25 protein-coding genes are annotated in these 22,755 nt (G+C 38.8%); 12 read left to right on the forward strand and 13 right to left on the reverse strand.

Translation table 11 applies throughout. From position 1 onward, the window contains the following. Nucleotides 1-684: 684 nt before the first annotated feature. The 5 genes from NTX86_05350 to NTX86_05370 all read right to left on the reverse strand — a co-directional run bounded on the left by NTX86_05350 (nucleotide 685) and on the right by NTX86_05370 (nucleotide 3,941). The gene (locus tag NTX86_05350; GenBank protein MCX5922720.1) at nucleotides 685-1,782 is read right to left on the reverse strand and encodes a tyrosine-type recombinase/integrase; all 1,098 of its coding nucleotides are present in this window, start codon (nucleotides 1,780-1,782) and stop codon (nucleotides 685-687) included. Beyond that, nucleotides 1,775-2,287 (reverse strand): hypothetical protein, encoded by a 513-nt coding sequence (locus NTX86_05355; protein MCX5922721.1) that lies wholly within the window; start codon nucleotides 2,285-2,287, stop codon nucleotides 1,775-1,777. The genes NTX86_05350 and NTX86_05355 overlap by 8 nt, the downstream gene beginning before the upstream one ends. Continuing rightward, the gene (locus NTX86_05360) at nucleotides 2,223-2,435 is read right to left on the reverse strand and encodes a hypothetical protein (GenBank protein MCX5922722.1); all 213 of its coding nucleotides are present in this window, start codon (nucleotides 2,433-2,435) and stop codon (nucleotides 2,223-2,225) included. The genes NTX86_05355 and NTX86_05360 overlap by 65 nt, the downstream gene beginning before the upstream one ends. Further along, nucleotides 2,422-2,691: a septation protein SpoVG family protein gene (locus tag NTX86_05365; protein MCX5922723.1), complete on the reverse strand. Its 270-nt coding sequence runs from the start codon at nucleotides 2,689-2,691 to the stop codon at nucleotides 2,422-2,424. The genes NTX86_05360 and NTX86_05365 overlap by 14 nt, the downstream gene beginning before the upstream one ends. Nucleotides 2,692-2,822: 131 nt before the next feature. Next, entirely contained in the window at nucleotides 2,823-3,941 is a 1,119-nt protein-coding gene (locus tag NTX86_05370; GenBank protein ID MCX5922724.1) for a hypothetical protein, read from the reverse strand. 400 nt (nucleotides 3,942-4,341) lie between these two features. Here NTX86_05370 and NTX86_05375 point away from each other — a divergent pair, with 400 nt between their 5' ends. Both NTX86_05375 and NTX86_05380 read left to right on the forward strand, forming a co-directional pair. Next, nucleotides 4,342-4,932, forward strand: coding sequence for a hypothetical protein (locus NTX86_05375; protein ID MCX5922725.1), 591 nt, complete (start codon nucleotides 4,342-4,344; stop codon nucleotides 4,930-4,932). Nucleotides 4,933-5,134: 202 nt separating this feature from the next. Continuing rightward, entirely contained in the window at nucleotides 5,135-5,593 is a 459-nt protein-coding gene (locus tag NTX86_05380; GenBank protein MCX5922726.1) for a hypothetical protein, read from the forward strand. A gap of 271 nt (nucleotides 5,594-5,864) precedes the next feature. On the opposite strand, the gene NTX86_05385 is transcribed toward NTX86_05380, so the two are convergent. The 4 genes from NTX86_05385 to NTX86_05400 form a co-directional block, all read right to left on the reverse strand. Then, on the reverse strand, nucleotides 5,865-6,503 hold the full coding sequence (locus NTX86_05385) for a hypothetical protein (protein MCX5922727.1): 639 nt from the start codon (nucleotides 6,501-6,503) through the stop codon (nucleotides 5,865-5,867). A gap of 439 nt (nucleotides 6,504-6,942) precedes the next feature. Next, nucleotides 6,943-7,284: a zinc ribbon domain-containing protein YjdM gene (locus NTX86_05390; protein ID MCX5922728.1), complete on the reverse strand. Its 342-nt coding sequence runs from the start codon at nucleotides 7,282-7,284 to the stop codon at nucleotides 6,943-6,945. Nucleotides 7,285-7,523: 239 nt separating this feature from the next. After that, nucleotides 7,524-8,030 (reverse strand): MepB family protein, encoded by a 507-nt coding sequence (locus tag NTX86_05395; protein ID MCX5922729.1) that lies wholly within the window; start codon nucleotides 8,028-8,030, stop codon nucleotides 7,524-7,526. 195 nt (nucleotides 8,031-8,225) lie between these two features. Then, nucleotides 8,226-10,733, reverse strand: a complete 2,508-nt coding sequence (locus NTX86_05400) for a tail fiber domain-containing protein (GenBank protein MCX5922730.1) — start codon at nucleotides 10,731-10,733, stop codon at nucleotides 8,226-8,228. 265 nt (nucleotides 10,734-10,998) lie between these two features. Between NTX86_05400 and NTX86_05405 the strand changes: the two genes are divergently transcribed. From NTX86_05405 to NTX86_05440, 8 genes are all read left to right on the forward strand, one after another. After that, nucleotides 10,999-11,556 (forward strand): hypothetical protein, encoded by a 558-nt coding sequence (locus tag NTX86_05405; protein MCX5922731.1) that lies wholly within the window; start codon nucleotides 10,999-11,001, stop codon nucleotides 11,554-11,556. A 23-nt stretch (nucleotides 11,557-11,579) separates the two neighbouring features. Continuing rightward, nucleotides 11,580-12,986 (forward strand): carboxypeptidase regulatory-like domain-containing protein, encoded by a 1,407-nt coding sequence (locus NTX86_05410; GenBank protein ID MCX5922732.1) that lies wholly within the window; start codon nucleotides 11,580-11,582, stop codon nucleotides 12,984-12,986. Beyond that, nucleotides 12,952-13,524, forward strand: a complete 573-nt coding sequence (locus NTX86_05415) for a carboxypeptidase-like regulatory domain-containing protein (GenBank protein MCX5922733.1) — start codon at nucleotides 12,952-12,954, stop codon at nucleotides 13,522-13,524. Before NTX86_05410 ends, NTX86_05415 begins: the two co-directional genes overlap by 35 nt. A gap of 375 nt (nucleotides 13,525-13,899) precedes the next feature. Beyond that, nucleotides 13,900-15,501, forward strand: coding sequence for a hypothetical protein (locus NTX86_05420; GenBank protein MCX5922734.1), 1,602 nt, complete (start codon nucleotides 13,900-13,902; stop codon nucleotides 15,499-15,501). 165 nt (nucleotides 15,502-15,666) lie between these two features. Next, nucleotides 15,667-16,248 carry an ankyrin repeat domain-containing protein gene (locus NTX86_05425; protein ID MCX5922735.1) on the forward strand — a complete coding sequence of 194 codons (582 nt, stop codon included), beginning with the start codon at nucleotides 15,667-15,669 and terminating at the stop codon, nucleotides 16,246-16,248. A 240-nt stretch (nucleotides 16,249-16,488) separates the two neighbouring features. Next, nucleotides 16,489-16,974 (forward strand): nucleoside deaminase, encoded by a 486-nt coding sequence (locus tag NTX86_05430; GenBank protein ID MCX5922736.1) that lies wholly within the window; start codon nucleotides 16,489-16,491, stop codon nucleotides 16,972-16,974. Nucleotides 16,975-17,103: 129 nt separating this feature from the next. Continuing rightward, nucleotides 17,104-17,430: a multidrug efflux SMR transporter gene (locus tag NTX86_05435; GenBank protein ID MCX5922737.1), complete on the forward strand. Its 327-nt coding sequence runs from the start codon at nucleotides 17,104-17,106 to the stop codon at nucleotides 17,428-17,430. A gap of 213 nt (nucleotides 17,431-17,643) precedes the next feature. Next, entirely contained in the window at nucleotides 17,644-17,991 is a 348-nt protein-coding gene (locus tag NTX86_05440; GenBank protein ID MCX5922738.1) for a cupin domain-containing protein, read from the forward strand. Nucleotides 17,992-18,004: 13 nt separating this feature from the next. Here the strand turns inward: NTX86_05440 and NTX86_05445 are convergent, their stop codons facing one another. Next, nucleotides 18,005-18,889 (reverse strand): hypothetical protein, encoded by an 885-nt coding sequence (locus tag NTX86_05445; protein ID MCX5922739.1) that lies wholly within the window; start codon nucleotides 18,887-18,889, stop codon nucleotides 18,005-18,007. 182 nt (nucleotides 18,890-19,071) lie between these two features. On the opposite strand from NTX86_05445, the gene NTX86_05450 reads away from it, so the two are divergent. After that, nucleotides 19,072-19,950 (forward strand): hypothetical protein, encoded by an 879-nt coding sequence (locus NTX86_05450; protein ID MCX5922740.1) that lies wholly within the window; start codon nucleotides 19,072-19,074, stop codon nucleotides 19,948-19,950. Between the two features lie 20 nt (nucleotides 19,951-19,970). On the opposite strand, the gene NTX86_05455 is transcribed toward NTX86_05450, so the two are convergent. The 3 genes from NTX86_05455 to NTX86_05465 form a co-directional block, all read right to left on the reverse strand. Further along, the gene (locus tag NTX86_05455) at nucleotides 19,971-21,293 is read right to left on the reverse strand and encodes a YncE family protein (protein ID MCX5922741.1); all 1,323 of its coding nucleotides are present in this window, start codon (nucleotides 21,291-21,293) and stop codon (nucleotides 19,971-19,973) included. Between the two features lie 20 nt (nucleotides 21,294-21,313). Further along, a complete protein-coding gene (locus tag NTX86_05460) occupies nucleotides 21,314-21,877 on the reverse strand; it encodes an HdeD family acid-resistance protein (protein ID MCX5922742.1) in 564 nt (187 codons plus the stop codon). Nucleotides 21,878-21,954: 77 nt separating this feature from the next. Continuing rightward, the gene (locus tag NTX86_05465; protein MCX5922743.1) at nucleotides 21,955-22,380 is read right to left on the reverse strand and encodes a hypothetical protein; all 426 of its coding nucleotides are present in this window, start codon (nucleotides 22,378-22,380) and stop codon (nucleotides 21,955-21,957) included. Here NTX86_05465 and NTX86_05470 point away from each other — a divergent pair. Further along, nucleotides 22,370-22,755: oligosaccharide flippase family protein (locus tag NTX86_05470; protein ID MCX5922744.1), on the forward strand; the 386-nt coding region annotated here is incomplete at its 3' end. The two genes, NTX86_05465 and NTX86_05470, sit on opposite strands and share 11 nt — an antisense overlap.

Below are 22,755 nucleotides of genomic sequence, written 5' to 3' on the forward strand. Positions count from 1 at the left end.
CTTCAATAATGAATATGATCCAGTAGCATATAGTTCAAACATCCTCTTAACAAAAGGAACTGTCTGTGGGTCAATTTTGATTATGCTTTTTCCATTCTCACGCACATTAAGATAACCGTAGGGTGCAGTTGATGGATAGATCCCTTGAGCAGCTTTTTCGGTCATGCCCTTTTTTACTTCTTCTGAAAGGTTGTCAACATAGTTTTTAGCCATTAATGCTTTGATGTCAAAGATGAATTTTTCATTTGATCGAGAGTCACGGCTGAGTGTTGTATTCTCTTTTACAAGGTGAAAGGTGATGTCTGTTTGGGTGATGAGTTGGTCAATCAAAGCATGGTCAGCCATGTTGCGTGTAAGCCGATCAGTTTTTTCGACAAGAATGTGTTTTATGGATTGATCATTCTTAATGAGGTTTAACATTTGGTTGAAATGTGTACGCCCCATTTTCTTTGCAGTTTCTAGGTCTATAAATTCTGCCACAACTCGATAATTATTCTTAGACGCATACTCATGTAATAGTTTTAACTGGGCTGGGATGGAGAACCCTTCAGATTCTTGGTCTTTTGATGATACTCGGGCGTAGATAATGGCATTATTCATTGGATGTACGATTCTTTAATTATGATGATATGAGATTTTATCTAACTCTAATATTTTAGCACAAATAAAGGCTTTTTTCAGTTTTTATCTGGTTATGTTGGTATTGTTTTGTGCAAGTAATTTTTGCATATCCCTCATTGTAATTGGCTTATCGTCATCACTTTTTCCGAGTCTTTTGATGATTGCACCTTGACTGTACTCTTCGATATGACCATAGCTCGTAAATGTTGTTAATAGGCTGCTATGCCCTAAGTTCTGGCTCCAGGCTTTTGAGTCTTCGGCTGTTTTACAAACTTGATATCCAAGGTTCACAATGGTATTTCGAAATGAGTGAGGGTTGTAATAATCAAGTCCTGCTGCTTCAAATGCTTCTTTAACAATGGTTCTGATACAGGCAGTTGTTTGCCATGCAACAGCGTCAAGCTTTTGTCTGCTAAATTGACTGTTTTCATCAAGCGACAATTTGGTGCTAGGGAATAAGGAAGCGTTGTTGCCAGATAACTTTTCATGTTTCAAAAAATGTACCCACTCAATGAAAATGGTTTTAAAAATATCTCCAACAGGGAAAAAGAAGGTGATAATTTTTTTGCTGTACTTCGTTTTAACTTCTTGTGGGTGTTGATCGATACGTTCAGCTTCCAAATTTACATGCTTGATCTTCAGTGATGCCACTGCTGTGACTCTGGCACCAGTTAAAGTTAAAAGAGCTATCACGGCACGATTTCGCTTTTGAACATCTGTCTCGGCTGGCATATTTTTGATCACATGTTCCAATTGCTCAAGTGTGGGATATCTTTTGGATATGGGAGAGCGGGCGGTCTGTATGTCTTTATCTGATAGATTAAAATATGCGATATCGGCAATGTTAATCTTTTGCTTATATCCTTTTTGCCCATAAAGCCATTTGAACAAGTTGATGAGATAATTTGAAGTATGAAGCAAGTAGGTTTTGCTTATTGGTTCTTGAGTCCTCAGATTGAGTTTTTGGGTGAGATGCTTTTTGAATGCGATAATATCCTCTTTGGTGATCTGTTTGAAGCTTTTGAATTTCGTAAACTTTTCAAAGAGGTATATGGCATTGCGCATGTTATCAATGGTAGATATGCTCTTTCCATTAGCCTCTTTTTCCCATTCAAAATAGCATCGTTTTGTTCGTTCATTTTCAGCATTAAATTTAACCACGTTCAGTCTCCCCGTTAGTATTAGTGATAGCGCAGGTGTTGTCACACTCTAATAAATCTTTGTCATGCACCGCTTGTATAGTGAAGATTTTTTTGTATTCGTCTATTTTCTGCGGCGATATTGTCTTATTAATTTTGGTGCCACATAGCTCGCATTTGCCAACTATATTTACCCGGCAATTATCAGCCTTAATACAGGCGATATTGTTTTTTGATTTGCGAGGTTGCTGGCACTTACAGCAAAACAGTTCATTAGGTGCACATGTATGTTTTCGTTTCTTGTTTTTATCGTTGAGAAAATCGATTAAATCTTGCCCCCAAACTTCATATGGTTGCTTGAGATCCATTTTCTTGAGGCCGGACTTGTACCAGGTGCCTACTGTTTGAGAATGGACGCCTAATAGTTCAGATATTTCTTCTGTAGAATATGGACGTTTATGTTTAATGATTCGCGTATTGTGATGGCGTCGAAAGGCTTTTACTTTTTCGTTCTTTTTCTTGTACATCTTTAATATCCCACTCGAGCAATAATGCAAACAGGGCAACAAGAGGCTGATGATCAGCTTGCAATGCTTGATTGTTCATTGATTCTATTTTGTTATTCGTTTCACTATCAAAGGTGATTACAGTTTTAAGCTTATTATTCGTTGTCATGTAATCGCTCAAATTGTCTAATGATTGCTTGTTCGATAAGGTTAGCGACATCTTTGTTGATAGGATGGAAAATGGGCATGGCGCCATTTAATGTCTTGCGAGTGGGGTAGGTGAGTCTGAATCCTCCTTGCGGCCGCGTATATATGCCAATAGATGCGCAATAAAATGAACGATCAAACACAAAACTTGCAAAGCCAACCAGGCCATCTTTTGGCTTAACGGGAATTATTTGAATTTCAGTTACTTTGTTCTGCATACTTTCTCTTTTCGTTATTGTTTTTATCATTACAGAACAAAGTCTAACGAAAGGTATGAGTAGCAAAGCTCACGGCGTACGCCGGGCGTAAGGAACGATAGAGGTTGGAAAAAGTCAGAACGATTGAAGGTTCAATTTTGATAATTGTACTCAGGATTTCTGAGCATATTGCCTTTTGAGTCACTGAATACAACGCTTTTCTTATTAGTTATCTCTTCTATTTTAGTATTGATACGCCCTTGAGCTTTATAAATTTTATCTTTGTCGCGCTTTATCATTTTTGGGTTATCAAATATCTCGGCACCAATTTCGTCAAGAGGCATTGGCCCATTACATAGAATACCTCCAGGAGTAAGCGCATAAAGTAATTTCCCCTCAATGCTTTCAGGATCAAACTCCAATGGATATGTATTGAGTGTCATTATCCCCGTATCGCCATCATAATAAATATCAAGAGTTTCAAACTGATCCCGTAGAGGATTTAGAAGGTCTTGTTTGGTATATTCATAAAGACGAACTACTAAAGGTCTGTACTCTGATAGATCAACTGATTGCCCAACACTTAACATGGTATTTTGCATGGTTAAGAGCGTAGAATTTTTACTATTGTTAAAGGGAAATTCAGGGTTAAGCTTTCTTTTTGTTTTTTTTAAGTACATCAATTGATCATGGCAATACCATGCAACATTTTCTCTGATGTCCTCTTTTTTTTGTATCCATTGATCGTAAGATGGTGAAAAGTTACATTCAATTATATCGCCCTTATCATTCAACTTTGCCAGGTGACTGATAAATTCAATATGTTGTTTTGCAGCTCCCTTTTGTATAAGCATCAATAAGACGTTTTTTTGCAGTAAAAATTGTATTATATCTCTTACGCTTAGGAAGCAATGTAACGTAAGATTTCTCGCGATTGGTAAGGCATGCTCAATACCATTAACTGTTATTTTTCTCTCGTAGTCTTCTATCAATCTTTTACTTAAGGGTATATCATTGTAATTGCAGTGATGCAGAATTGATTCGTATATCTGGCGAATTTCATTCTGTGCTTTTTCCTCAAGGCCAGAGAGCATTCGTTTATCAGCATCTTTAGTGAGCGCAAGGGACTGACAAGCACGCTGTAAAGGAGGGCATATTTCATATTTTTCTAATAAAGTATCTACTTGAAACTCAAAAGCCGCTTCATCATGTTCACGTTTTATTTGGTTAACAATGCTTGATAGTTCGCTGAGCAATTGTGGGTCGTTCATTTTTCATCACTTCTTTAAAAGAAATTACTTTTTCCCTTTATTTTAGCATGTTTATTGATTTAAAGCATGGTTGTGATTTGAGGAATTTTTGAAGCAGGTATACGACTTTCATCCTTAATTTTTTCAATTCCTTGTTTCTTTTGTCAACTTTAGAAAGTAGCAATATAAAATCAGCTAATCTTTTAATTTCTTCGGGCGTAAATTGATTGCCTGGCATATGGAGCTACCTTGTGCGCTAAATTTGGTGAGTTAATGTTTTAATTAGCGTAACCTATCTCGAATTAAACAAAAACCAGCTGACTAAGAGCGAAAATAGTGTTACTATTAATCTGAAAGTTCACCGAAATAGGCCAAAGATACATTTTAGCTGTTCACAATTTTTAAAATTATTGGAGTATTTATGAAAAAAATGATTTTATTGTCGGCAATTCTATTCATTACAAATGCTTCTTTTGCAGCACAACCTTCTGTGAAAGAACAGCAAGAAGACAGTAAGTTAAGTTCATCGGCTTATAGAGTAAAGGCGCACAAAGTTGTAATTGCAACCCTTAGCCTTAAGCAGGGATTGCCTGATGATTATAAAAAATTTTTGGATGAAATGAGTTCGAATGAATCAAAACTGAAGAATGGAACTTTAGACATTCCAAAAGCTTTTAAAAAACTCAATCCTTCTTGGGTAAAGCCCTTTTTAATGAATCATGTTAATCGAAATACAGGAGCAAAATTTTATTGGGAATTCGTTGATGCTAGTAATGAGCTTATGGCTCATCGTGTAAGACGCATCTTGAAATCTTATACAACGTCTTTGCAGTCATTTGAGCAATCTTATGCAAATGAAATGCAGAAAGTGACTGAAGAGGAATATGCAAAAAAACTAAACTCTTTAGATTCGTTAACATGCGATAAGATAGTAATTGAAGAAGCTGCTACGTTGGCAAAAGCTATAGCTAAAGAACTTGAAGAACAAAAGAATCTTAAAGCAAAGCTGTAGAATATCCTTAAGTGGCGATACAAATCGAAAGAAAAAGCGTATGAAATTATAACCATACGTTTTTTTCATTTATTAAAGAAGCCAATGGGACTACATTCACATGATATAAAAAGCGTGCCCTCAATCATATAGCTATTTTAAACCTAAGCATACAATAAATTATTTATTGCAAACAGTGTGCTATTATCAATAGAGAAAATTTATGAAAAAACAATTCTTAATAATCCTAGTCTTTTTGGGATCCATGCATACTATTCAAGCAATGAACAAATTTACTCAGACAGCTTTGCAATGCAAGGCCGCATTGCGTAATATGGCCAATAATTCTTCTGTAACGAAAAAGTTTTCTTTTAATGGTCGTCCAACGTTCAGCTCTACCGGTAATAAGCTAGTTGATGGAGTAGTAGGGATAACAATGGGACCAATAGGTACATACCTAGCATGTGATTTGATTGGTGCTCCCTTGGCTAAAAGTATTGGTGGTGATGATGATGAGTCTGACCATTTCAGGGGCTATGTCTATCGAGCGGGAGGTATTTTGGGAGGATTAACTTCTTCGGCGTATTTTGCTGGCCCTGTAAGTGCGACATCTTATAGCGTCTTGGTGGCCGGCTGCTATGCATATGGTAAGTATAAGCATGCATATGGTAACCCAAAATAAAGTATTATTGTGCACCGGTTCAGTGATGGGTTAATTAGCAAGCAAAGAACATTTGTTTGATGGCAAATAAACTGATATCCTCTATACAGAAGTTACCGAAATAGTCCGACAGGGCACACCAGTCTTCGCTAGGTTCTTCTCGCTTTGCTCGTAGAGCTAGCTTCGTCTGGCTTCGCCATCTCTTTTAATGCATTCTATTTATATAAATTTTATTAAAAAAAGCGGCTGAATTTCTCCAGCCGCTTTTTCCTATTCTATTATTGCTTCTTAATTATTGTAAAATGAGCTCATATTGATTGTTTCTAAAAAAGTCAGTATAAGTGCTTGTCGTAGATGAGATAAAGTTAAAATTCATCTGTTCAAGCATAGCGTTACATTCTTCTTCATGCGTCAGTGCCATATGGGTTAAAACGAGTTTTTCGTTACCCTGTAATTCAATCATATCTTTTTTAAATAGCATAACTTTATCGAAGATCTCTTGAAATGATGCATGATTCATGTATTTCCCTTCAAGGGCAATTAGCCAAAGAGATGTTTCATGGTGTGTCATGTCTCTGTATTGTTTTACGGTACAAAGATTTAGAAATCCTTGAATGCCCATGTCTGATTCAAGTACTAAGGCCTGGCTATATATATACATTTGATATTGAGCGAGTACTCTCTTTAGTTCAGAGAATATGTCACTTTTTAGTTTCATAATATTGATTTCTGTTAATACATCATTATTTGAAGCAGTTTTGGATATGTTATCCAAGAGTATGTTAATATTCTTTTCTATAAGGGTTCTTACAGCTTTTTCATCAGTTATTTTATTATATGGCCTTACAGTAATGTCTGATGCTTGGTATACGTTTGCACCAATAAGAAGTGCGGCAGCCATAAAACCTAGAGTTGTTTTCTTGATAGTCATATTTGACCTCCAAAATGAAAATAGTTATAAAAATAATCAAATCTACTACTAAGTATAAAGGCTTATTTCTGCTCCGCAACAGCCCTCTGTTAGTAAGTGACAAGTTGATAATTTTAATGCGAATCGGGTGATATTTAAGTTTTGGCTTGATAATTTGAAGAATGCTTCTAATTGTTTCAGTGTGAAAAACCCCGCCTGGAGTGATAGTCATCGGGTCACTTTTAGTGTAGTTTAAACAAATAGCATTTGTTTGATGGCAAATAAACTGATATCTTCTATGAAGAAGTTACCAAAATAGTGCACATAAAGTGCACCAATACTCCGACTGCGTCAGTCGTAGCCCAGAGTTTCGACGTAGCTAAAAGCGAAGACGGATAAGCGTAGGCTGGACTAGCAGGCCAATTAAAAAACATTCTTCATTTTAAAAAACAACCCTCTACTATATCTTTTTGACAAACTCAGATTTCAAACCCATCTTCCCAAATCCATCAATTTTGCAATCAATATTATGATCTTCATCGACCAACCGTTTGTTTTTTACTTTTGTACCAGCTTTTACGACCGATGAACTCCCTTTTATTTTAAGATCTTTGATGAGCGCTACAGAGTCACCATCATTCAAGATATTTCCATTCGCATCTTTGACAATCTTTTTATCTTCAGCGTTGTCACTTTCTACTTCTACGCTCCACTCATGAGCACATTCTGGACAAATCAACATCTCATCATCTTCATAAGTATACTCTGAACTACATTTTGGACACTTTGGTAAATTAATCATTATTTCATTTCTCCTAATAATTATCGTTAAGTCTATTCTTTATAAATCGCAAATATGTATGATTTTAATAGTATCATGAATGGAATTGATATTCCATTAAGGCACACCAGTCTACGTTTATCCGGGGCTTCAGCCTCGGCAAACTACGGCTGGCTTTGCAAGTCTTTGCTAGATTTTTCTCGCTATGTCGGACGCGGTCGTATTACTCGTAGAGCTAGCTACGTCTGGCTTCGCCGTCTTTAGCTGAATAGCTTTCTAATTTTTTCTATATCCATGCTTGGTTGAATCTCAACAAAATATAAGAGCTGCCACGATTGAGTCTTTTTAGCTTGTGGGCTGTCGGTTATATCCCATGGCGGATAAACGCGCATGGCCCGTTTGCCACCTATTTCATCTTTTGATACAAATCCTTTTTGCCACAACACAGATTTTGGAAAAACAAATTGACCAAAATGCTCAGCGTTGCGCACACTCACTACAAATAGGTCTACGGAGTCTGCCATATCATAAGGCATGATCGGGCCCGTTCCAATGCGCTTCCACAAGGTAACAAACTGTCCAATTTTTGTTGGGGTGATTTTTGCCACACGGAATTTGATGATGTTGTTGTTCATTTCAAAAGTGCAGGCGCCATACTCTTGGCTTTCTGTTTTTTGCACTATGTTCTTACAAATAAATCCACATGACTCGTAGACGAGTTCTTGGGCTGCAATAAGGTCAGGGTGAATAGCGTTATGAGATTTCATAGTGAGTTAATCCCTATATTCTGGTTTCATTTTTTATAATTTTAACAGAAAAATAGAGTCAATCTAGGCAAATAATATTCTTGTTACGTTAATTAGTTTTATATTTTAGAAAGAAGAAGTTCTGAAATAGTTATTTCGATTCGATAGATCATAGTGCAGTGAATATGAATCACTGCACTATGATATTTTTTTTGTTTAGTTCGTAGCGGTCATGTTGGCTCTTAGGTCTCGAATAATCTCTTCTAGTTGATTAATTCTTTCTCCGTATTCACTTACTTTTTTATATAATCCCTGAATAGCAGCAAGGGCAACGCCATTCATATCAAGAGTAGAAATAGCGAGTGGGGTTTCAGTAAAGCCAAAGGTAGGATTAAAATCTTGAGCCATAGGTCCTATGTGATGGATTGAAGCATCTTGTGCTTTATAGTTCCAACTTTCTATAGGAATAGTCATAAGTTTGTTCAAAATATCTACGCCATCAACTTCCACAAAATTTTCTTTACGGTTGCGATCACTCACTGCCGCCCAAGCACTTGCACCTGCAGCTAATGTTACACCTGCTGATAGGATAGCGTCCGAATATATTATAGTGCCGCCTGAAGCGCGAACCTTAAGTTGATCAGCATTATCACTTGTAAGGGTGCCTCCTGTAGAATCAGCCCAAACAAATGCACCTTGATGACGTGCTTCTGCATTACTACCAGCTGCAAAACTTTGATCGCCGTCCGCTCTATTGTTGATTCCGCCAGGTATGGTAGACCAATGGCCAAAAGAGATATTTAGTTCTCCGCCACCTATTGCTGCGTGATGAGCATGAATGGTATTTGAGCTGCCTCCGCTTACTACTGAAACCGTAGCGGTAACGCTATTGGAGAGTCCGCCACTTATCACGGCAGATTCACCTACTCCCGATATGTTATTACTTGCACCACCAGCAACTGTTGAATTTACGCCTTGAGCTATATTTCCCGAACCGCCCCCAATCGTTGAATGGTGGGCTGTAGTTCTATTATTTTGACCTCCAGCAATTACCGAATAATCATTCAAAGCATTATTAGAATCTCCGCCACTTATTACGGCAGAATCACCAGATGCAAGATTCCCTTGGCCGCCACCAATTGCTGCGCGTGAGCCTGAAGACCAATTGCCCAATGCTGGTGTACTGCTACCGCCGCCAGCAACCGTTGAGAAATCTCCAGTAGCTTGATTATTATGTCCTCCACCAATCGTTGCATCGGCACCGCTAGCGGAATTTGACTCGCCACCACCAATGGTTACACCAGTTTGGGCAGCTGTATTAGAGATACCGCCACCTATGGTTGCATAAGGGTCCACTGCGCTATTTGAGATGCCGCCACCAACCGTTGCATAAAAATGGCCAGCATTATTTGATTTGCCACCTCCAATTGTTGCGTGGTGAACATGGGCATTATTAGATTCGCCGCCGCCAACGGTTGCATAAGCATCGCCGGCACTATTACTTTTTCCACCACCAATTGTTGAATAATCACCAGACGCAAAATTTGCTTCGCCGCCACTAACCGTCGCAGCTTGATGAAAATAGGGAGCAGCGAGCCCAGCGATATTGCTTTTGCCGCCGCCAATTACTGATAAATCACCGTAGGTTATATTAGACCAGCCGCCGCTTACTGTTGATTGGGTGCCAGTGGCCATATTGTCTTGGCCGCCGCTTATTACAGCATAATCGCCAGATGCAACATCGACGTTTCCAACGCGAGACATTTGCAAATCGACTGATTTAACGCCTCGACCATTGCCTCCCGAGGACCCATCTGGAATCGATGCAACTAAAGCACCAGTTCCTTTAGGTATTAATGCCAAATTAAGATTGGTTATAGTGCAATCTTGAGCTAGTAATGGAGAGGTTGATTGAATGCCACTCACATTGTCTCCTCTCAATGCCGATTTTGTAAGAGCCGTGGTAGATGCTCCATCAAATCGCGCTAAGGCATTATATCCTTCAGGATTAATACATGATGTTGCATTACTCGTTACAAAGCCGCCGCCACCAGAAGCTACCGTAAGAGAACCAGTAATGGTTAAATCTCCATACACTATTTCATTAGCGTCAATACAAAGATTATTGTTAGCATTGCTCGTGATGCAACCGCATACATCGATATTGTTACCAACGGTAAGGTCGCCTGTTTTTGAAGCGCAATTACCAACCGTTACATTACCGGTAGTTAACGTTCCATCAATGGTTACATCTTTGGCAAACGTGGCATTACCCAGAACCTTTAACTTGCATTGAACAATAAGTTTTTTCAGTTTTTTTGTATCACGACTTCTCATGTGTTCGTCAATGGAAAGACCGTTTACAGCGTCTTCAAGTTCGGCTGATAAATGTGCGTATTGAGTGTCGCCTATTTTTTCACGATTGTTTTCAAGTGCTATGCATGCTTGCTCAATGCAATCAGCGAGATGATTATAAGAAATTTTTTCATTTGAAGACTGAGCGCGCTTACACAAATCGGTAAGATGCTCTTGCAAATCTATTTGATCGGATATGAGTACAATGGTTTTAAAAATTGGGATCAATGTAGTTATATCAATACTATTTTCATTTTCTTGATTATTCGCTTGAGGTGTAGCCATTTTTTGTTCAATGTGTTCAAAACTAAGACTCAACTGAGCCCAGCAACAGCATGAAATCAAGGCCATCAAAGATACAATACTCATTCTCTCTCCTCACTAAAAAGGAATCATCACAAAAATTATTACAACAAAAATTATCTTATGCTTATGGGTCAATGCTTGTCTATAAAAAGATATTTGTTTAGGTTCTATAGCCTCTTTTTTAGAAGGATTATCTTTTTGTAGTGAATCAATGATTAAGAGAGCAGCAACGTTATACACAAATGTGCGACACTATTTTTCTTGACTCAGCAAATCTAGTTATGGTGAGATCTGAATGTCACTATATTTAAAAATGAAGGAGTAGCTGTTGTTAACAAGAAAATGTATTATTTTTATTTTTTTATTGTGTGTCTTAAGAATTGAATGTGTCGAGTTTGATGTGCGAGCTGCCGCTCTATTTCCTCACGCCAAGTTGTTTCGTCAGATCTATGGTACAGCAAGCCCATCATGTCAAATTGAAGCATCGTGCGCTATAAAAGATTGTCTTGCGGCATGGTCCAATCTTTCTTATGTGCATGCATCAGGCAAGTCTATTCCTCTAAAAAATAAAGCTAAACTTGATATCGTGCCTTTAAGCATAGGTTTAAAGTTTCTTTATCATCTAGACAATGATTGGGAGGTATATACTGGAGCGGGGTTATGCTATACCTGGCTCAAAGAAACAATCAATTGTCATCGGTCAAACAACACGAGTCATATTGGCGGCGTTGTTAAGCTTGGCGCATCAAAACATTATAGATGTTTAAGGGTTTCACTTTTTGGTGATTATCAGTTGCAAAAATTTGTAGCAAAACATTCAACATATAATCAAAAAGTTGGCGCTGGTGGTTTTTTGCTTGGTGGTGCACTAGGTGTAACATTTTAGGTTCTGTTGTCTAGGATAAAAATATGAAAAAGATTTTTTATTATATCATGTTATTTTTTTGTGTTTGCTTGGCGCCTCACTATGCAAGTGCTGCAGCAATAATAGCTGGCACTGTCACAGATTCTGTCACAGGTTTGCCAATCTCAGGAGCTCTTGTTGAAGCCTTTAGGGGAAATCAAGTTCGATATTCCACTACAACAATTGGTGATGGGACTTACTCTTTATCGGGTATAGAGCCAAGCGTTTATACATTAATAATAAGTGCGCCAGGCTATCAAACTCAATCAGTAGGGGTTAACCCAAGAAATGGTCAAGTAACCATCGTTGATATTGCATTAGTGCCCAATGGAGGTACAATTTCTGGTACCGTGACAAATGCTATAACAACGTTGCCTATTGCAGGCGCTACGATTGAGGTTTTTCAGGATAATACGCTCATTGGACAAGCAACCACAAATGGCAGCGGTGGCTATTCAGTACCAAACTTAGCTCCCGGTAATTATGTAGTGCTCGCTACGGCTGCAGGCTTTGAGTCGCACGTTGAGGGGGCCAATGTACAAGTAAGCGCAATCACGGTGGTAGACTTTGCATTAGCAACAACACCAGGATCTATCGCAGGTACTATAACAGATTCAGTATCTACTAATCCTATAGTCGGAGCAGTTGTCCAAGTTTTTGATGGCACCATTCTTGTGAATTTTGCCGATACTGATGGTAGTGGTAACTATACATTTGCTGATCTTGCACCAGGAAGCTATACAGTGGTTGCAAGTGCAGCGGATTATCAATCAAAAGCGGTAGGAGCAATTGTTGTAGCGAGTGCAACAACAACGGTAGACATTGCTTTAAATTCTAACCCTGGCTCAATTACAGGATTGGTGACCAACGCAGCAAATGGCGCAGGAATTGCCGGATCTGTCGTTGAAGTTTTCCAGAATCACACTTTTATTGCATCAGCTTTAACAGATGAGAATGGTAATTATTCAATTACTGGTCTTGCAGCAGGTGATTATATTGTTGTTGCTGGCGCAACAAATTTTGGCACTGCATCAACTGGAGCTACCGTTACTGCTAACAACAGTACTGTAGTTGATTTTGTACTATCTGGTGTTTTTGGCTCAATCTCTGGCACGGTAACAGATGCTACTACAACAGACCCAATTGCAGGAGTAACGATAGGTATTTTTGATGGCCCAGAGTTTCTTGTGTCGGTTATCACCGATGCAAACGGTAATTACCAGGTTGATGATCTCACGCCAGGAGATTATACCGTCATTGCAACAGCAAGCAATTATCAGATTCAAACCAAGACAGCAACGGTAAATTCTAATACCACAACGGTTGTCAATTTTGCTCTCGCGTCTAATCCAGGATCATTATCTGGTACTGTAACAGATGCAACAACAAACAACTGCAAATTTTGCTCTTAATTCTTCTCCAGGCACTGTCACCGGAATAATAACTGATGCATGTGCAGGTAATCCTGTTAGTGGAGCGCTTGTATTGGTGCTTGACGGCCAAGTTATTGTTGGGTTTGATGTAACCGATAGTAATGGAGTTTATACTGTTGCAACTCTTGCGCCCGGTACTTATACCGTCATGGCGGCTAAGAGGAACTTTGTGACTCAAAGTGCTACGGTTGATGTTATATCAAATCAAACGACAACGTTAAATTTTGTTCTTACTCCGATGGCATTGCCACCAGCAAGTATTGCTGGTTGTTTGGTGTGCGATAAATATCTTACGCAAACCAATTATGTGCATAAAATCTCATGGACGGCAAGTCCTGGATTGTGCGTGACGGGTTATTATGTGTATCGTAATGGTAAGCAAATAGCGTTTGTTTCATCATCTGAAAAACTTAAGTATGTGGATTGCGCGTATAATAAAAAAACGGCTACGTACGCAGTTAGGACGATTAACTTTTTTGGGCAAATAAGTGCTTCATTGAGTATTACTCTTGGTTAGTTCGTTATGATGTATATCGTCTAATCTGAATGATATTATTTTTTAGGTTAGTTTTTTACCTTTAATATCAGTTTTGCTTGTAAATCGAGTGTTTCATTTTCATATGAGCCGTTCGAGACTACAAGATTAACCATTATACGTTTTTGCTCCTCAAAATTTTGTTTATCAAAGAGTGCAAAGGCTTTTTTTCTAGTTCTAAAATTAAATTGATGTTCTCCGCGTACTTGGTATCTGTTTTCTTCAATGCGAGCAATCTTGTCTAAATAGGCCTGATCAATTCAAGTCTAAGGGTATTTAATTATTGTTGATGGCGAATGTTGATATTATGTAGATTTTTTTAACAGATTAGTTGTTTGTTTAATTATGGAGATTACGATGAGTTTAAAAAAAATAAGTATTTTTTTGGTAGTTGTTTTATATGTAGTGCAAATTGAGCCTGTTGATGCGTCTCAAGTTGAAAGTATGCCTGATTATGCCGTTTTGTTCACAAAGACTCTTGGGCATGATGTTCGTACCGGACTTTTGGTACCTCGTGGAAGAAATTCTTATCAAAAATTTTTGGAAGCTTTAAAAAAACGTGACAAGAAAGCTTTGAAAGCTATTGAATATGCACCGGGTGTTGAAGATGGTTTTATGAATCCACAAGGGGCATTCGCGCAAGATGTTGATACGAAAAAGTTTGGACTATGGCAATCCCCGCTTATTGCTAGTCCTCAAGCAGCAGCAGAATTAATAGAAGTGTATTTGATGGCATTGTGCCGCGATGTGTCTTTTGATGATTACGGTTCTGGAGTAAAAACTGATGATGATGGTAAGGGAAATTCTGTTACCAAAAAAGCTGCAGGCATATTACAAAATATAGGTAACGCGTATCGTGGACCGCGCGATGATGGTAAGGTGACACCATCAGTGTTATTTCGTGATGTATTTCCTGGTAATTTAGTTGGACCTTATGTTTCACAATTTTTGTTGTTAGATACGTATGAATCTCCTCAGGATAAGATCGGCAAAAAGCAACATATTCCTACTGCAAGCACTCGTGAATTTGGGGTAAGCTGGGATGATTTTGTGGCTATTCAAAATGGTTTAATTCCGCAACAATACGCTGCTCATGATGTTGATAATACTACACTGCGTTATCCTATTAATGGTAGAGATCTGGGTATTATTGTTCGTACGCATGATGTAGGTGGTTTTTTTCAAAAAGCAGTGACGTGTTTGTTGCATCATAAGGCGCCATTAGCTCAATCAATGAAGCGGCAGAAAAAAGTGTTCGATACAATGAAATCCTTGATAGATGAAGTTGCTATGCAAGCACAAAAAACAGTATGGATATATAAATGGAAGGAGTTGCGTTTACGTCCCGAAGCAATGGCTGGCTTAGTGCATCAAGCAAAAATTACTGATACTAATCCGTACCACTTAGATGGTTTACTTTTTGATGGATTATTGCTTGAGTGGGTCAAAGAACACAATGCTTTACAGGCAACATTACCGCAAAATTCGTTATCGCTAGAACAAGCGCAAACCTATTTGCTTGGTCAAGTATATCCTGGCGGAGCGCCAGCGCATCCTTCATATCCTTCTGGGCATGCGATAGTGTCGGGAGCATGTACTACAGTAGTTAAGGCTCTGTTTAATGATCAAAAAAAAATCAATACTGTTATTAAGCCGGTTAAGGCTGACTCTCAAGACCCAGTGGCGTTGGTGCTCTTAAACAAAGACGAAGGTGCCGATGATATGACCATCGGGTCGGAGTTGGATAAGCTGGTTGTCAATATTAGCTTCGGCCGTAATTGGACAGGTATTCATTATCGTGCGGATGGGCATGATGGCAACTTGTTAGGTGAGGAAGTGGCAATTGGTTATTTGCAAAATCTTTGCTCCCGCAAAAAAAGTGGCTTTACTAGGTTTGAATTCACCAAATTAGATGGTACTCGTATTAGGATTACGGCTCAAGGTGTTACGGTAATTTAGTTATTATTTTTTTGTAGTCTGCGCTAATCCATGATTTTCTACTTCGCTCAAGCTTTGAGGGATTGTAGTATTTTTAATGACATTTCATTTTCATTGCGATGGTGACCCATAGTCATATACAATTTTTCAGGAAGAGTTTTAGAGCAATCTTGAGAAAGGGTGTATATGAAAAAAATTGTTTATATAACATTTTCAGTAGCAATAGTAAGTATAGCTTTTGTGTATGCAGTTTCTGTACAAAGTGAGAAAAAAAATCACGTAATTAAGGTTGATAAGGTAACTCTTAATGCTCAGCTTTTTGATGCGGCTTCAAAGGGCGATGTGGCTGCGGTCAAAGCAGCAATTAAAGCGGGGGCTGATGTTGATGCGCGTGACGAGCATGAGCGTATACCAATGATGTTGGCGGTGCTTAATGCTCATGGCAACGTTGTTGAGGTACTCCTTGAACTTGGATCTAATCCTAATGCAGTGGATAGCTATCAGTGCCCATCGTTGATTAAGGCATCATACAAGGGTGATAGCGTTGCTGTTCGCGCCTTGCTTAAAGCAGGCTCCTATATTAATGCAATCAATAAATATGGTGAATCAGCACTTATTAATGCTGCTGAGTATGGGCATAAAGATATTGTAGAACTTTTATTGCAGCAGCCAGGGATTGACCGTAGCTTAAGAACTAAAGAAGGTCATTCAGCGCTCGATGTGGCTAAAGACCCAGCCATTAGAGCTTTGCTTTTAGAATCTAACTAATAAGATTAATCACCGCATCATTGTAATTACATCCGACAAAGAAACCGTGCATATAGAACCCGGGGGAACTAAAGAGGTACCCCGGACATTCTTTTAAAAATAAGACATACTACCGTTTATTGGTATGTCTATGATTATGGTTAAAGTTCAATCATTACGTGTTGATAACTACCCAAAGTAATCTTCTAATCTGTGTAATATGTTAATAAAAAGTGTGTCACTATTTGAAAGGATTTTAAAATGTTTAATGCTTATAATCCAGTGTTTATGCGACGAGCGATTGAGTTAAGTAAAGAAGCTTCGATTATAAAAAAAACGGGCGGTGTTTTTGGAGCAGTTGTTACCAAGGATGATGAAATAGTCGGCGAAGGATATAACCAAGTTATAAAGAATAACGATCCTACCTGGCATGCTGAAATGCAAGCAATAAGAGAAGCATGCAGAAAAGTTGGTTCGCCTCATTTAAAAGGTTATGTATTGTATACCAGTGCAGAATCATGCCCTATGTGTTTGTCAGCAGCATATTGGGCACACCTTGACCATATTTTTTATGCTGCTCGTGTTGAGGATGCATTGGAATACGGTGATTTTCAAGATGTCGATATCTACAAAGAAGTTAGTTTGCCATCTGAACAACGTAAAATTAAGGCAACAGAAGCGTTGCGTGATGAAGCCGTAGAGGTTTGGAAAGAATTTGCTAAGATGCCTGACAGAGCTCGTTATTAAGAGGCTGAAGTCAGATTCAAAAAATAAAAAGGGTGAGCACGGGCTTGCCCTTTTTTGTTGAGATGATTACGTTGCTCTGTTACTCTTTTATAAAATTTTTAATGCACTCATAATGAAAGTACTTTAATCATGGCATGGCTATATCTTCTCTTGGCAGGAATAATGGAAGTTGTTTGGGCGGTTGGATTAAAATATTCCGAAGGTTTTACCAAACTTGTTCCTTCTGTCGTGACTATTGTCGGCGCTTTATTGAGTGTTTGGCTTTTAGGTTTGGCTCTCAGGACAATTCCTTTGGGCACTGCTTATGCAGTGTGGACTGGCATTGGCATACTCGGCACCGTTATTTTTGGTGTTATTTGTTTTTCTGAACCAGTAAGTGTGCTGAGAATTATTTCTATTTTATTGATAGTGCTTGGCATAATGGGCTTAAAATTCCTGGGTGCTTCTGCTTGCTAATACACAAAAAGTACAAAAGTTGAATTTGACCAAGCCCTTATGATAGCGTTATACACAATAAGGAATATTTACCAGAAAATAACTTTTGAGGCCACGATGAAAATTACTACGATTTTGAGTTTGGTATTAGCTTGCGGGTTAGTAATATGTATTGGAATGCATCTGCTACGTTTACGTCATGATGCCCATAAAAATTTTGGAGAGGATAGTGCGATGACATTTAATAAAAATATTTTTGAGCTAGCACAACAAAATACTTTTTTTAGAAGAGAGCTTGTCACTGGCAAGCACAGCCAGGTTGTTCTCATGAGTGTTCCTGTAGATGGCGAAATTGGGATGGAGCGTCATAAGGTTGATCAAACTTTGGTATTTATTAAAGGGCATGGGCAATCAATAATTAACGGTGAATCGTCTGATGTATACGCAGGGCATTTGGTTTTTGTTCCTGCAGGTGCTGAACATAATTTTAAAAATGTTGGGTCTGACGAACTCAAATTGTTTACGGTGTATGCACCGGCGCAACATGAGCCTGGTGCATTAGAAGAAAAAAAATCTGAATAATGGTTTCCTAGAATCAGAACTTCCAGCCAATGTTTATAGCCGGGATCAAGCGGTTTGCGGGTTGGCGGCCAAATAGATTTTGGGTGGAGACAAAGGCAATACCTGCTTGCGCAACAAATCGTTCAGATGATGCCCAGAGTGATGGGCCCACAGAAAATATATTGCCACCTGAATTACGATCGATTCTCTCTTTAATTTTGGCACGCTGTGAATACGTGCCAAACCATTCCAACATTGCTGCAAAAATCCAACCTGATTTATCGCCAATAGTTTTGGAGATACCAAATTGATAGAGGAAAGAATTGCCAAACTTCGCGTTGTTGCGCTCAGTGGTTATGATGCCACCCTGGGAAGTAAATACGTACCAATCAGTACCCATATGACTTGCGGTTGCACCAATAAAAAAACTTGGCGATCCAACGCCCGTTGGCGGTGATGCGAAAGCCTTTCCGGTTGGCAATGTTATAGCAGTAACAAGAGTAATTTGATTTGAGTAGGTTATGGTGTCGGCATCGTAAACAGCATATTCTAGTTGGAGAAACATATCGCCTAATCCAGATGACTTGTTATTGCACAGTTTGAATCTGGCAGCTATTGGCAGTTCAAATAATAACGATAACTGATTGGTAATACCGTACAATAAACTTGGGCTTACCGTGGTGAAATTTTTTGAGTTTCCTATTGTAGAATTAGCTGATATAAAACCCTGAAGGTCACCTTTATCAATGATGTTTTGGCCAAAGGCAAAGAGAGGGCCTGTTTGTTGTGAACTTGGTAACGCGAGGTGTCCCTTTTTAATTTGATTTGGTTCGTGGCGTTGTAGGCGTGTCGGGAAAATTTCTATGAAGAAGAGTGATGATACGATACACGCGATGATTGTAAGATTTTTCAGCTTCATCAATTTTCCTGAGATTAATATTTTTTGGATATGTTCTTTGCAGAGCATATCCAAAAATTATACGAGTGCAAATTTGGTACGATCAAGCTGTAACCAGCAGGTTAAAGTTCTTGCTTTTAAGTTCTGGAACGTATTACTCTTCATAAAAAAATTAGAAATAATAATAAGTGAATGGCAAAAATATGCGTAAATATCTTATTGGTTTTTTGGTAGCTTTACCCGCACACGGCAGCATATCTATTGTCTATAACTTGCGTGTAGCGCAAACATCAAGACGAATTGTTGCCGGCACTATTTCTGAGCCTTCACTAGCTACTGCAACGTTATTTGGTATATTTCGCGAAAAATACAACGGCGACAAACATAGGGCTGGCGGTGGCTTGTTCACCCTTGTTTATGCGCCTGAAACTTTTTTTCTACGGGTAGATGCAGCAGTAGGTCGTGTTGCTTCAAATAATGCTGGCGTACATTTTGGTCGTACACAAACAGATGATCTTCTTTTTTCTGGTGGCTATAGTCCAAGGATATCAGACAACGTGCGCCTTACGTTTTCAGGACTCGTAGGATTTCCGACACATAAAGATACGAGTTTAGAACATGTTCAGTTTGGGTTTGGGCATTATGGACTGGGTGGCCAAATAGATGGTTCATTTATTTATTCAAGTAATAGAGGTAACACTGTGCGTTGTGCCGCCCGTTGTGTACATTTTTTTCCTAGGCAAGCGCCAGTCAATTGTCTAGAAAGTTTTAACTATGGTCTTGGAAATTTGGTTGATTTGTTTTTTGCTTTTCATGCCACACGAACCCGTCATAACATGGAAGTTGGTTATAACCCTTCATTCTTTTTTGATGCGCATGTTTGCCCATTTCTTCTTGGTGCCAAGGAGAAAGCAAACTATATCCGCAACAGTTTCTACGGTCTTTATCGATGTAGTTTTAACATCAATGAAATGACTCATTCAATCACTACTGCTTTGTCTTACGGTTTTGATACACGGCCAAAAGTTGTTGGCAATAAGCGTAGCGTTACCGTATGGTCATCATGGAGAGTTGATTTTTAATTAAATCGATAACCAATTTTTTATTTGCATGATGAGGTTACGGTAACACTGCTAGGGCTTGAAACATTGTTATGTTGATCGACAGACACAAGGTAATAACTGTAGGTTATGGCAGGGTTTCGATTGTGATCAGCATAGTGCAAGGGTCCCGTTGCAGGAACGCTTGCAACGAAGTTGGTGAGTCCAGCATTGCGATATATAGTGTAGACAATTGGTGCTGCACCTTGTGTTGGTGCGCGCCATGTCAGCATGTTAATAGTATCTGTTTGAGTAAGGAAAACATTTTTTGTTTTGCAGCCTTTGATAGCAATCGGCGGGTGTATGGTAACTGGTGGATCTTTAATAAACATTATGCTCACGGTGTTGCCACATTCATTGGCGATATAGCCTATCGAACCATCAGGAGTAATAGCAAGAGCCTGAGGTCTATTCAGCGTGTTGAGTGGATCAGCAACAATGCCAGTGACGGCATTTATTGTAGCATCAACAACACTGATAACATTGCCGCTTTGTATAACGTATGCGGTGCTATTATCTGGTGTGAGAGTCATATCGATAGGCTGTGTGATAGACATGCCTGTGACGGCTGTGTTTTCTAGAACAACATAAACACTATTGATACTGTTGATAGAGACGTAGGCTTGGGCTCCATTATGCGTGAAGATAACATCCTTAATGATTTCAGATCCATATATATTAGAAATGAGTCCTGTTATGGTATCGCTTGCAATATCAAGAATAGCAACGGTAGAGCTTCCATTATTAGCGATATATGCGTAGGTGCCATCGGGAGAGATTGCCACATCGATGGGTAGGTTAAGATGCTCAGATGTTATTGTTTGCGTAACGAGATTGGTTGCAACGTTAATTTTACTGACGCTGTTATTGGTGTTATTAACGACATAGGCTGTTGTGCCATCAGGGGTAATTGCTACATCTATCGGATTACAAAACGTCCCATCTATAACAGTGCCGGTGATGGTATTGGTTGCAATATCAAGAATGCTCACGGTATTATTTCCTGAATTGACCACATAAGCAGTTGCATTGTTGGGCGTTATAGCAATTGCATGCGGTCTGGATAATGTTGTTCCAGGATCTGAAACAATACCCGTCACCGTATTTGTTGAGATATCAATAATGCTAATGCGGCTACTGCAGTAACTTATTACATAGGCCGTTAAACCATCTGACGTAATAGCAAGACCCGTGGGACTTGCTATTACGTTGTCAGGATCTGAAACTATTCCTGTTATGGTATTGGGAGTTGTGCCAAGAGTGTTTTGAGATATGAGCAAACCTATGCCCATGGCACATGAAAAAAGGAACTGTTTTGTTTTCATTATTTCTCCGCAATGATTGTTTAGTGTACGTTTTCGATTTTTAGGTTTTTTGCGGCAAGCGAAAGTATAATCCAATTCCATCCAGTAAAGAGCATATCAATACCTACAAACATACCAAGTACCCATAAGCCTGATTCTGGCCATTGTTGGAAGATTAATATGCCAAGCAATAAGGTAAAAGCACCGTTGAGCGCAAGCCAGCCAGCATGGGGCACTTTGGTTGCGAGTGGAAACACGATTTTTAAAATTCCAGAGATTATAAAGAATATTGCTAATAATAGGGTAAGGCTAATCGCATTGGCAGCCGGGTAAAAAATAACATACAGTCCCACGGTGATGCAGAGTATGCTCAACATTAAATGGAGAAAGAATCTGCTGAGCTGGTGTAGTTTAACCGATTGAATGCCTTCAAAAAAGCCTAATATTACAAGACTGGTTCCCAAATAGATTACCGAAAATATAGTACTCACAAACGCAAAAATAATGGCTAAGGTTCCTATGATGTTGAGTGTGACGCCGAGTGCAAAATACCAGGCCCAGTTTTTCTTTAATTGTGCTAACGAGACGTGGTTTATGTTTTGCATAGTATTTCTCCATTTATTATTGGTACATAACTCTTTATTGTTGAGTTTAGTTTGTTTTGAATCAGATACACAATACTTTAAATTTTTTTCATATCAAGAACAAAGCGATAGCGCACATCTTTATTAACTACTTTTTCAAAAGCATCATTCACCATGTGTGGGGGCACCACTTCTACATCAGCGGTTATGCCATGTTCTGCGCAAAAATTAAGCATCTCCTGCGTTTGTTCAATACCACCAATTAATGATCCTGCCAAGCTTTTACGCCCAGCAATCAAGCTATGAGCATGAAATGCTGGATGTGGTTGTGGAGGAATGCCGACTAAGCACATGGTGCCATCCAGCGTAAGTAAATCAAGGTAGGGCACAAGATCGTGTGCAGCTGGAATAGTGTTGAGAATAAAATCAAAACTATTGCGATGTTGCTTCATTGCGCTTGCATCGGTAGACAGAATGCTTGTTGTTGCTCTAAGTATAGCAAACGGGGCTGAAGTGATACACATATTCTCTGGCTGTATTATATCTATGTTAATTGCTTTTGAAAAGATGGGATATGAATCATTGATAAAAATTATTAATAAGTTGCTAATAAGCGTGTTTGGGCTGGTTGTTCTGTTCAAGGGATTTGGCCTGGTATATCTGGTATCGGTAATTTCAATCTGTTATTTGATAACATTGATAATAGGTATTTACCTTGTTTACGCCAGAATTTCGGTATTTTCATTTGAATTTGATTTCGGTTTCTGGAAACGGGTTCTTTATAAATCTTTGCCCCTGGCACTGAGCGGGATTTTCATATTATTTTATTTCAGGATAGATATAATATTGATATCCTTGCTGCGCGGCGGCAATGCTGATGCTGAAATAGGATGGTACTC

It is taken from the genome of Candidatus Dependentiae bacterium (assembly GCA_026389015.1).
Lineage (GTDB): Bacteria > Babelota > Babeliae > Babelales > Vermiphilaceae > JAPLIR01.

Coding starts and splice junctions, on each gene's coding strand:
- NTX86_05355 (MCX5922721.1), bottom strand. CDS start 2,287: ATGTACAAGAAAAAGAACGAAAAAGTAAAAGCCTTTCGACGCCATCAC.
- NTX86_05360 (MCX5922722.1), bottom strand. CDS start 2,435: ATGACAACGAATAATAAGCTTAAAACTGTAATCACCTTTGATAGTGAA.
- NTX86_05365 (MCX5922723.1), bottom strand. CDS start 2,691: ATGCAGAACAAAGTAACTGAAATTCAAATAATTCCCGTTAAGCCAAAA.
- NTX86_05370 (MCX5922724.1), bottom strand. CDS start 3,941: ATGAACGACCCACAATTGCTCAGCGAACTATCAAGCATTGTTAACCAA.
- NTX86_05375 (MCX5922725.1), top strand. CDS start 4,342: ATGAAAAAAATGATTTTATTGTCGGCAATTCTATTCATTACAAATGCT.
- NTX86_05380 (MCX5922726.1), top strand. CDS start 5,135: ATGAAAAAACAATTCTTAATAATCCTAGTCTTTTTGGGATCCATGCAT.
- NTX86_05385 (MCX5922727.1), bottom strand. CDS start 6,503: ATGACTATCAAGAAAACAACTCTAGGTTTTATGGCTGCCGCACTTCTT.
- NTX86_05390 (MCX5922728.1), bottom strand. CDS start 7,284: ATGATTAATTTACCAAAGTGTCCAAAATGTAGTTCAGAGTATACTTAT.
- NTX86_05395 (MCX5922729.1), bottom strand. CDS start 8,030: ATGAAATCTCATAACGCTATTCACCCTGACCTTATTGCAGCCCAAGAA.
- NTX86_05400 (MCX5922730.1), bottom strand. CDS start 10,733: ATGAGTATTGTATCTTTGATGGCCTTGATTTCATGCTGTTGCTGGGCT.
- NTX86_05410 (MCX5922732.1), top strand. CDS start 11,580: ATGAAAAAGATTTTTTATTATATCATGTTATTTTTTTGTGTTTGCTTG.
- NTX86_05415 (MCX5922733.1), top strand. CDS start 12,952: ATGCAACAACAAACAACTGCAAATTTTGCTCTTAATTCTTCTCCAGGC.
- NTX86_05420 (MCX5922734.1), top strand. CDS start 13,900: ATGAGTTTAAAAAAAATAAGTATTTTTTTGGTAGTTGTTTTATATGTA.
- NTX86_05425 (MCX5922735.1), top strand. CDS start 15,667: ATGAAAAAAATTGTTTATATAACATTTTCAGTAGCAATAGTAAGTATA.
- NTX86_05430 (MCX5922736.1), top strand. CDS start 16,489: ATGTTTAATGCTTATAATCCAGTGTTTATGCGACGAGCGATTGAGTTA.
- NTX86_05435 (MCX5922737.1), top strand. CDS start 17,104: ATGGCATGGCTATATCTTCTCTTGGCAGGAATAATGGAAGTTGTTTGG.
- NTX86_05440 (MCX5922738.1), top strand. CDS start 17,644: ATGACATTTAATAAAAATATTTTTGAGCTAGCACAACAAAATACTTTT.
- NTX86_05445 (MCX5922739.1), bottom strand. CDS start 18,889: ATGAAGCTGAAAAATCTTACAATCATCGCGTGTATCGTATCATCACTC.
- NTX86_05450 (MCX5922740.1), top strand. CDS start 19,072: ATGCGTAAATATCTTATTGGTTTTTTGGTAGCTTTACCCGCACACGGC.
- NTX86_05455 (MCX5922741.1), bottom strand. CDS start 21,293: ATGAAAACAAAACAGTTCCTTTTTTCATGTGCCATGGGCATAGGTTTG.
- NTX86_05460 (MCX5922742.1), bottom strand. CDS start 21,877: ATGCAAAACATAAACCACGTCTCGTTAGCACAATTAAAGAAAAACTGG.
- NTX86_05465 (MCX5922743.1), bottom strand. CDS start 22,380: ATGTGTATCACTTCAGCCCCGTTTGCTATACTTAGAGCAACAACAAGC.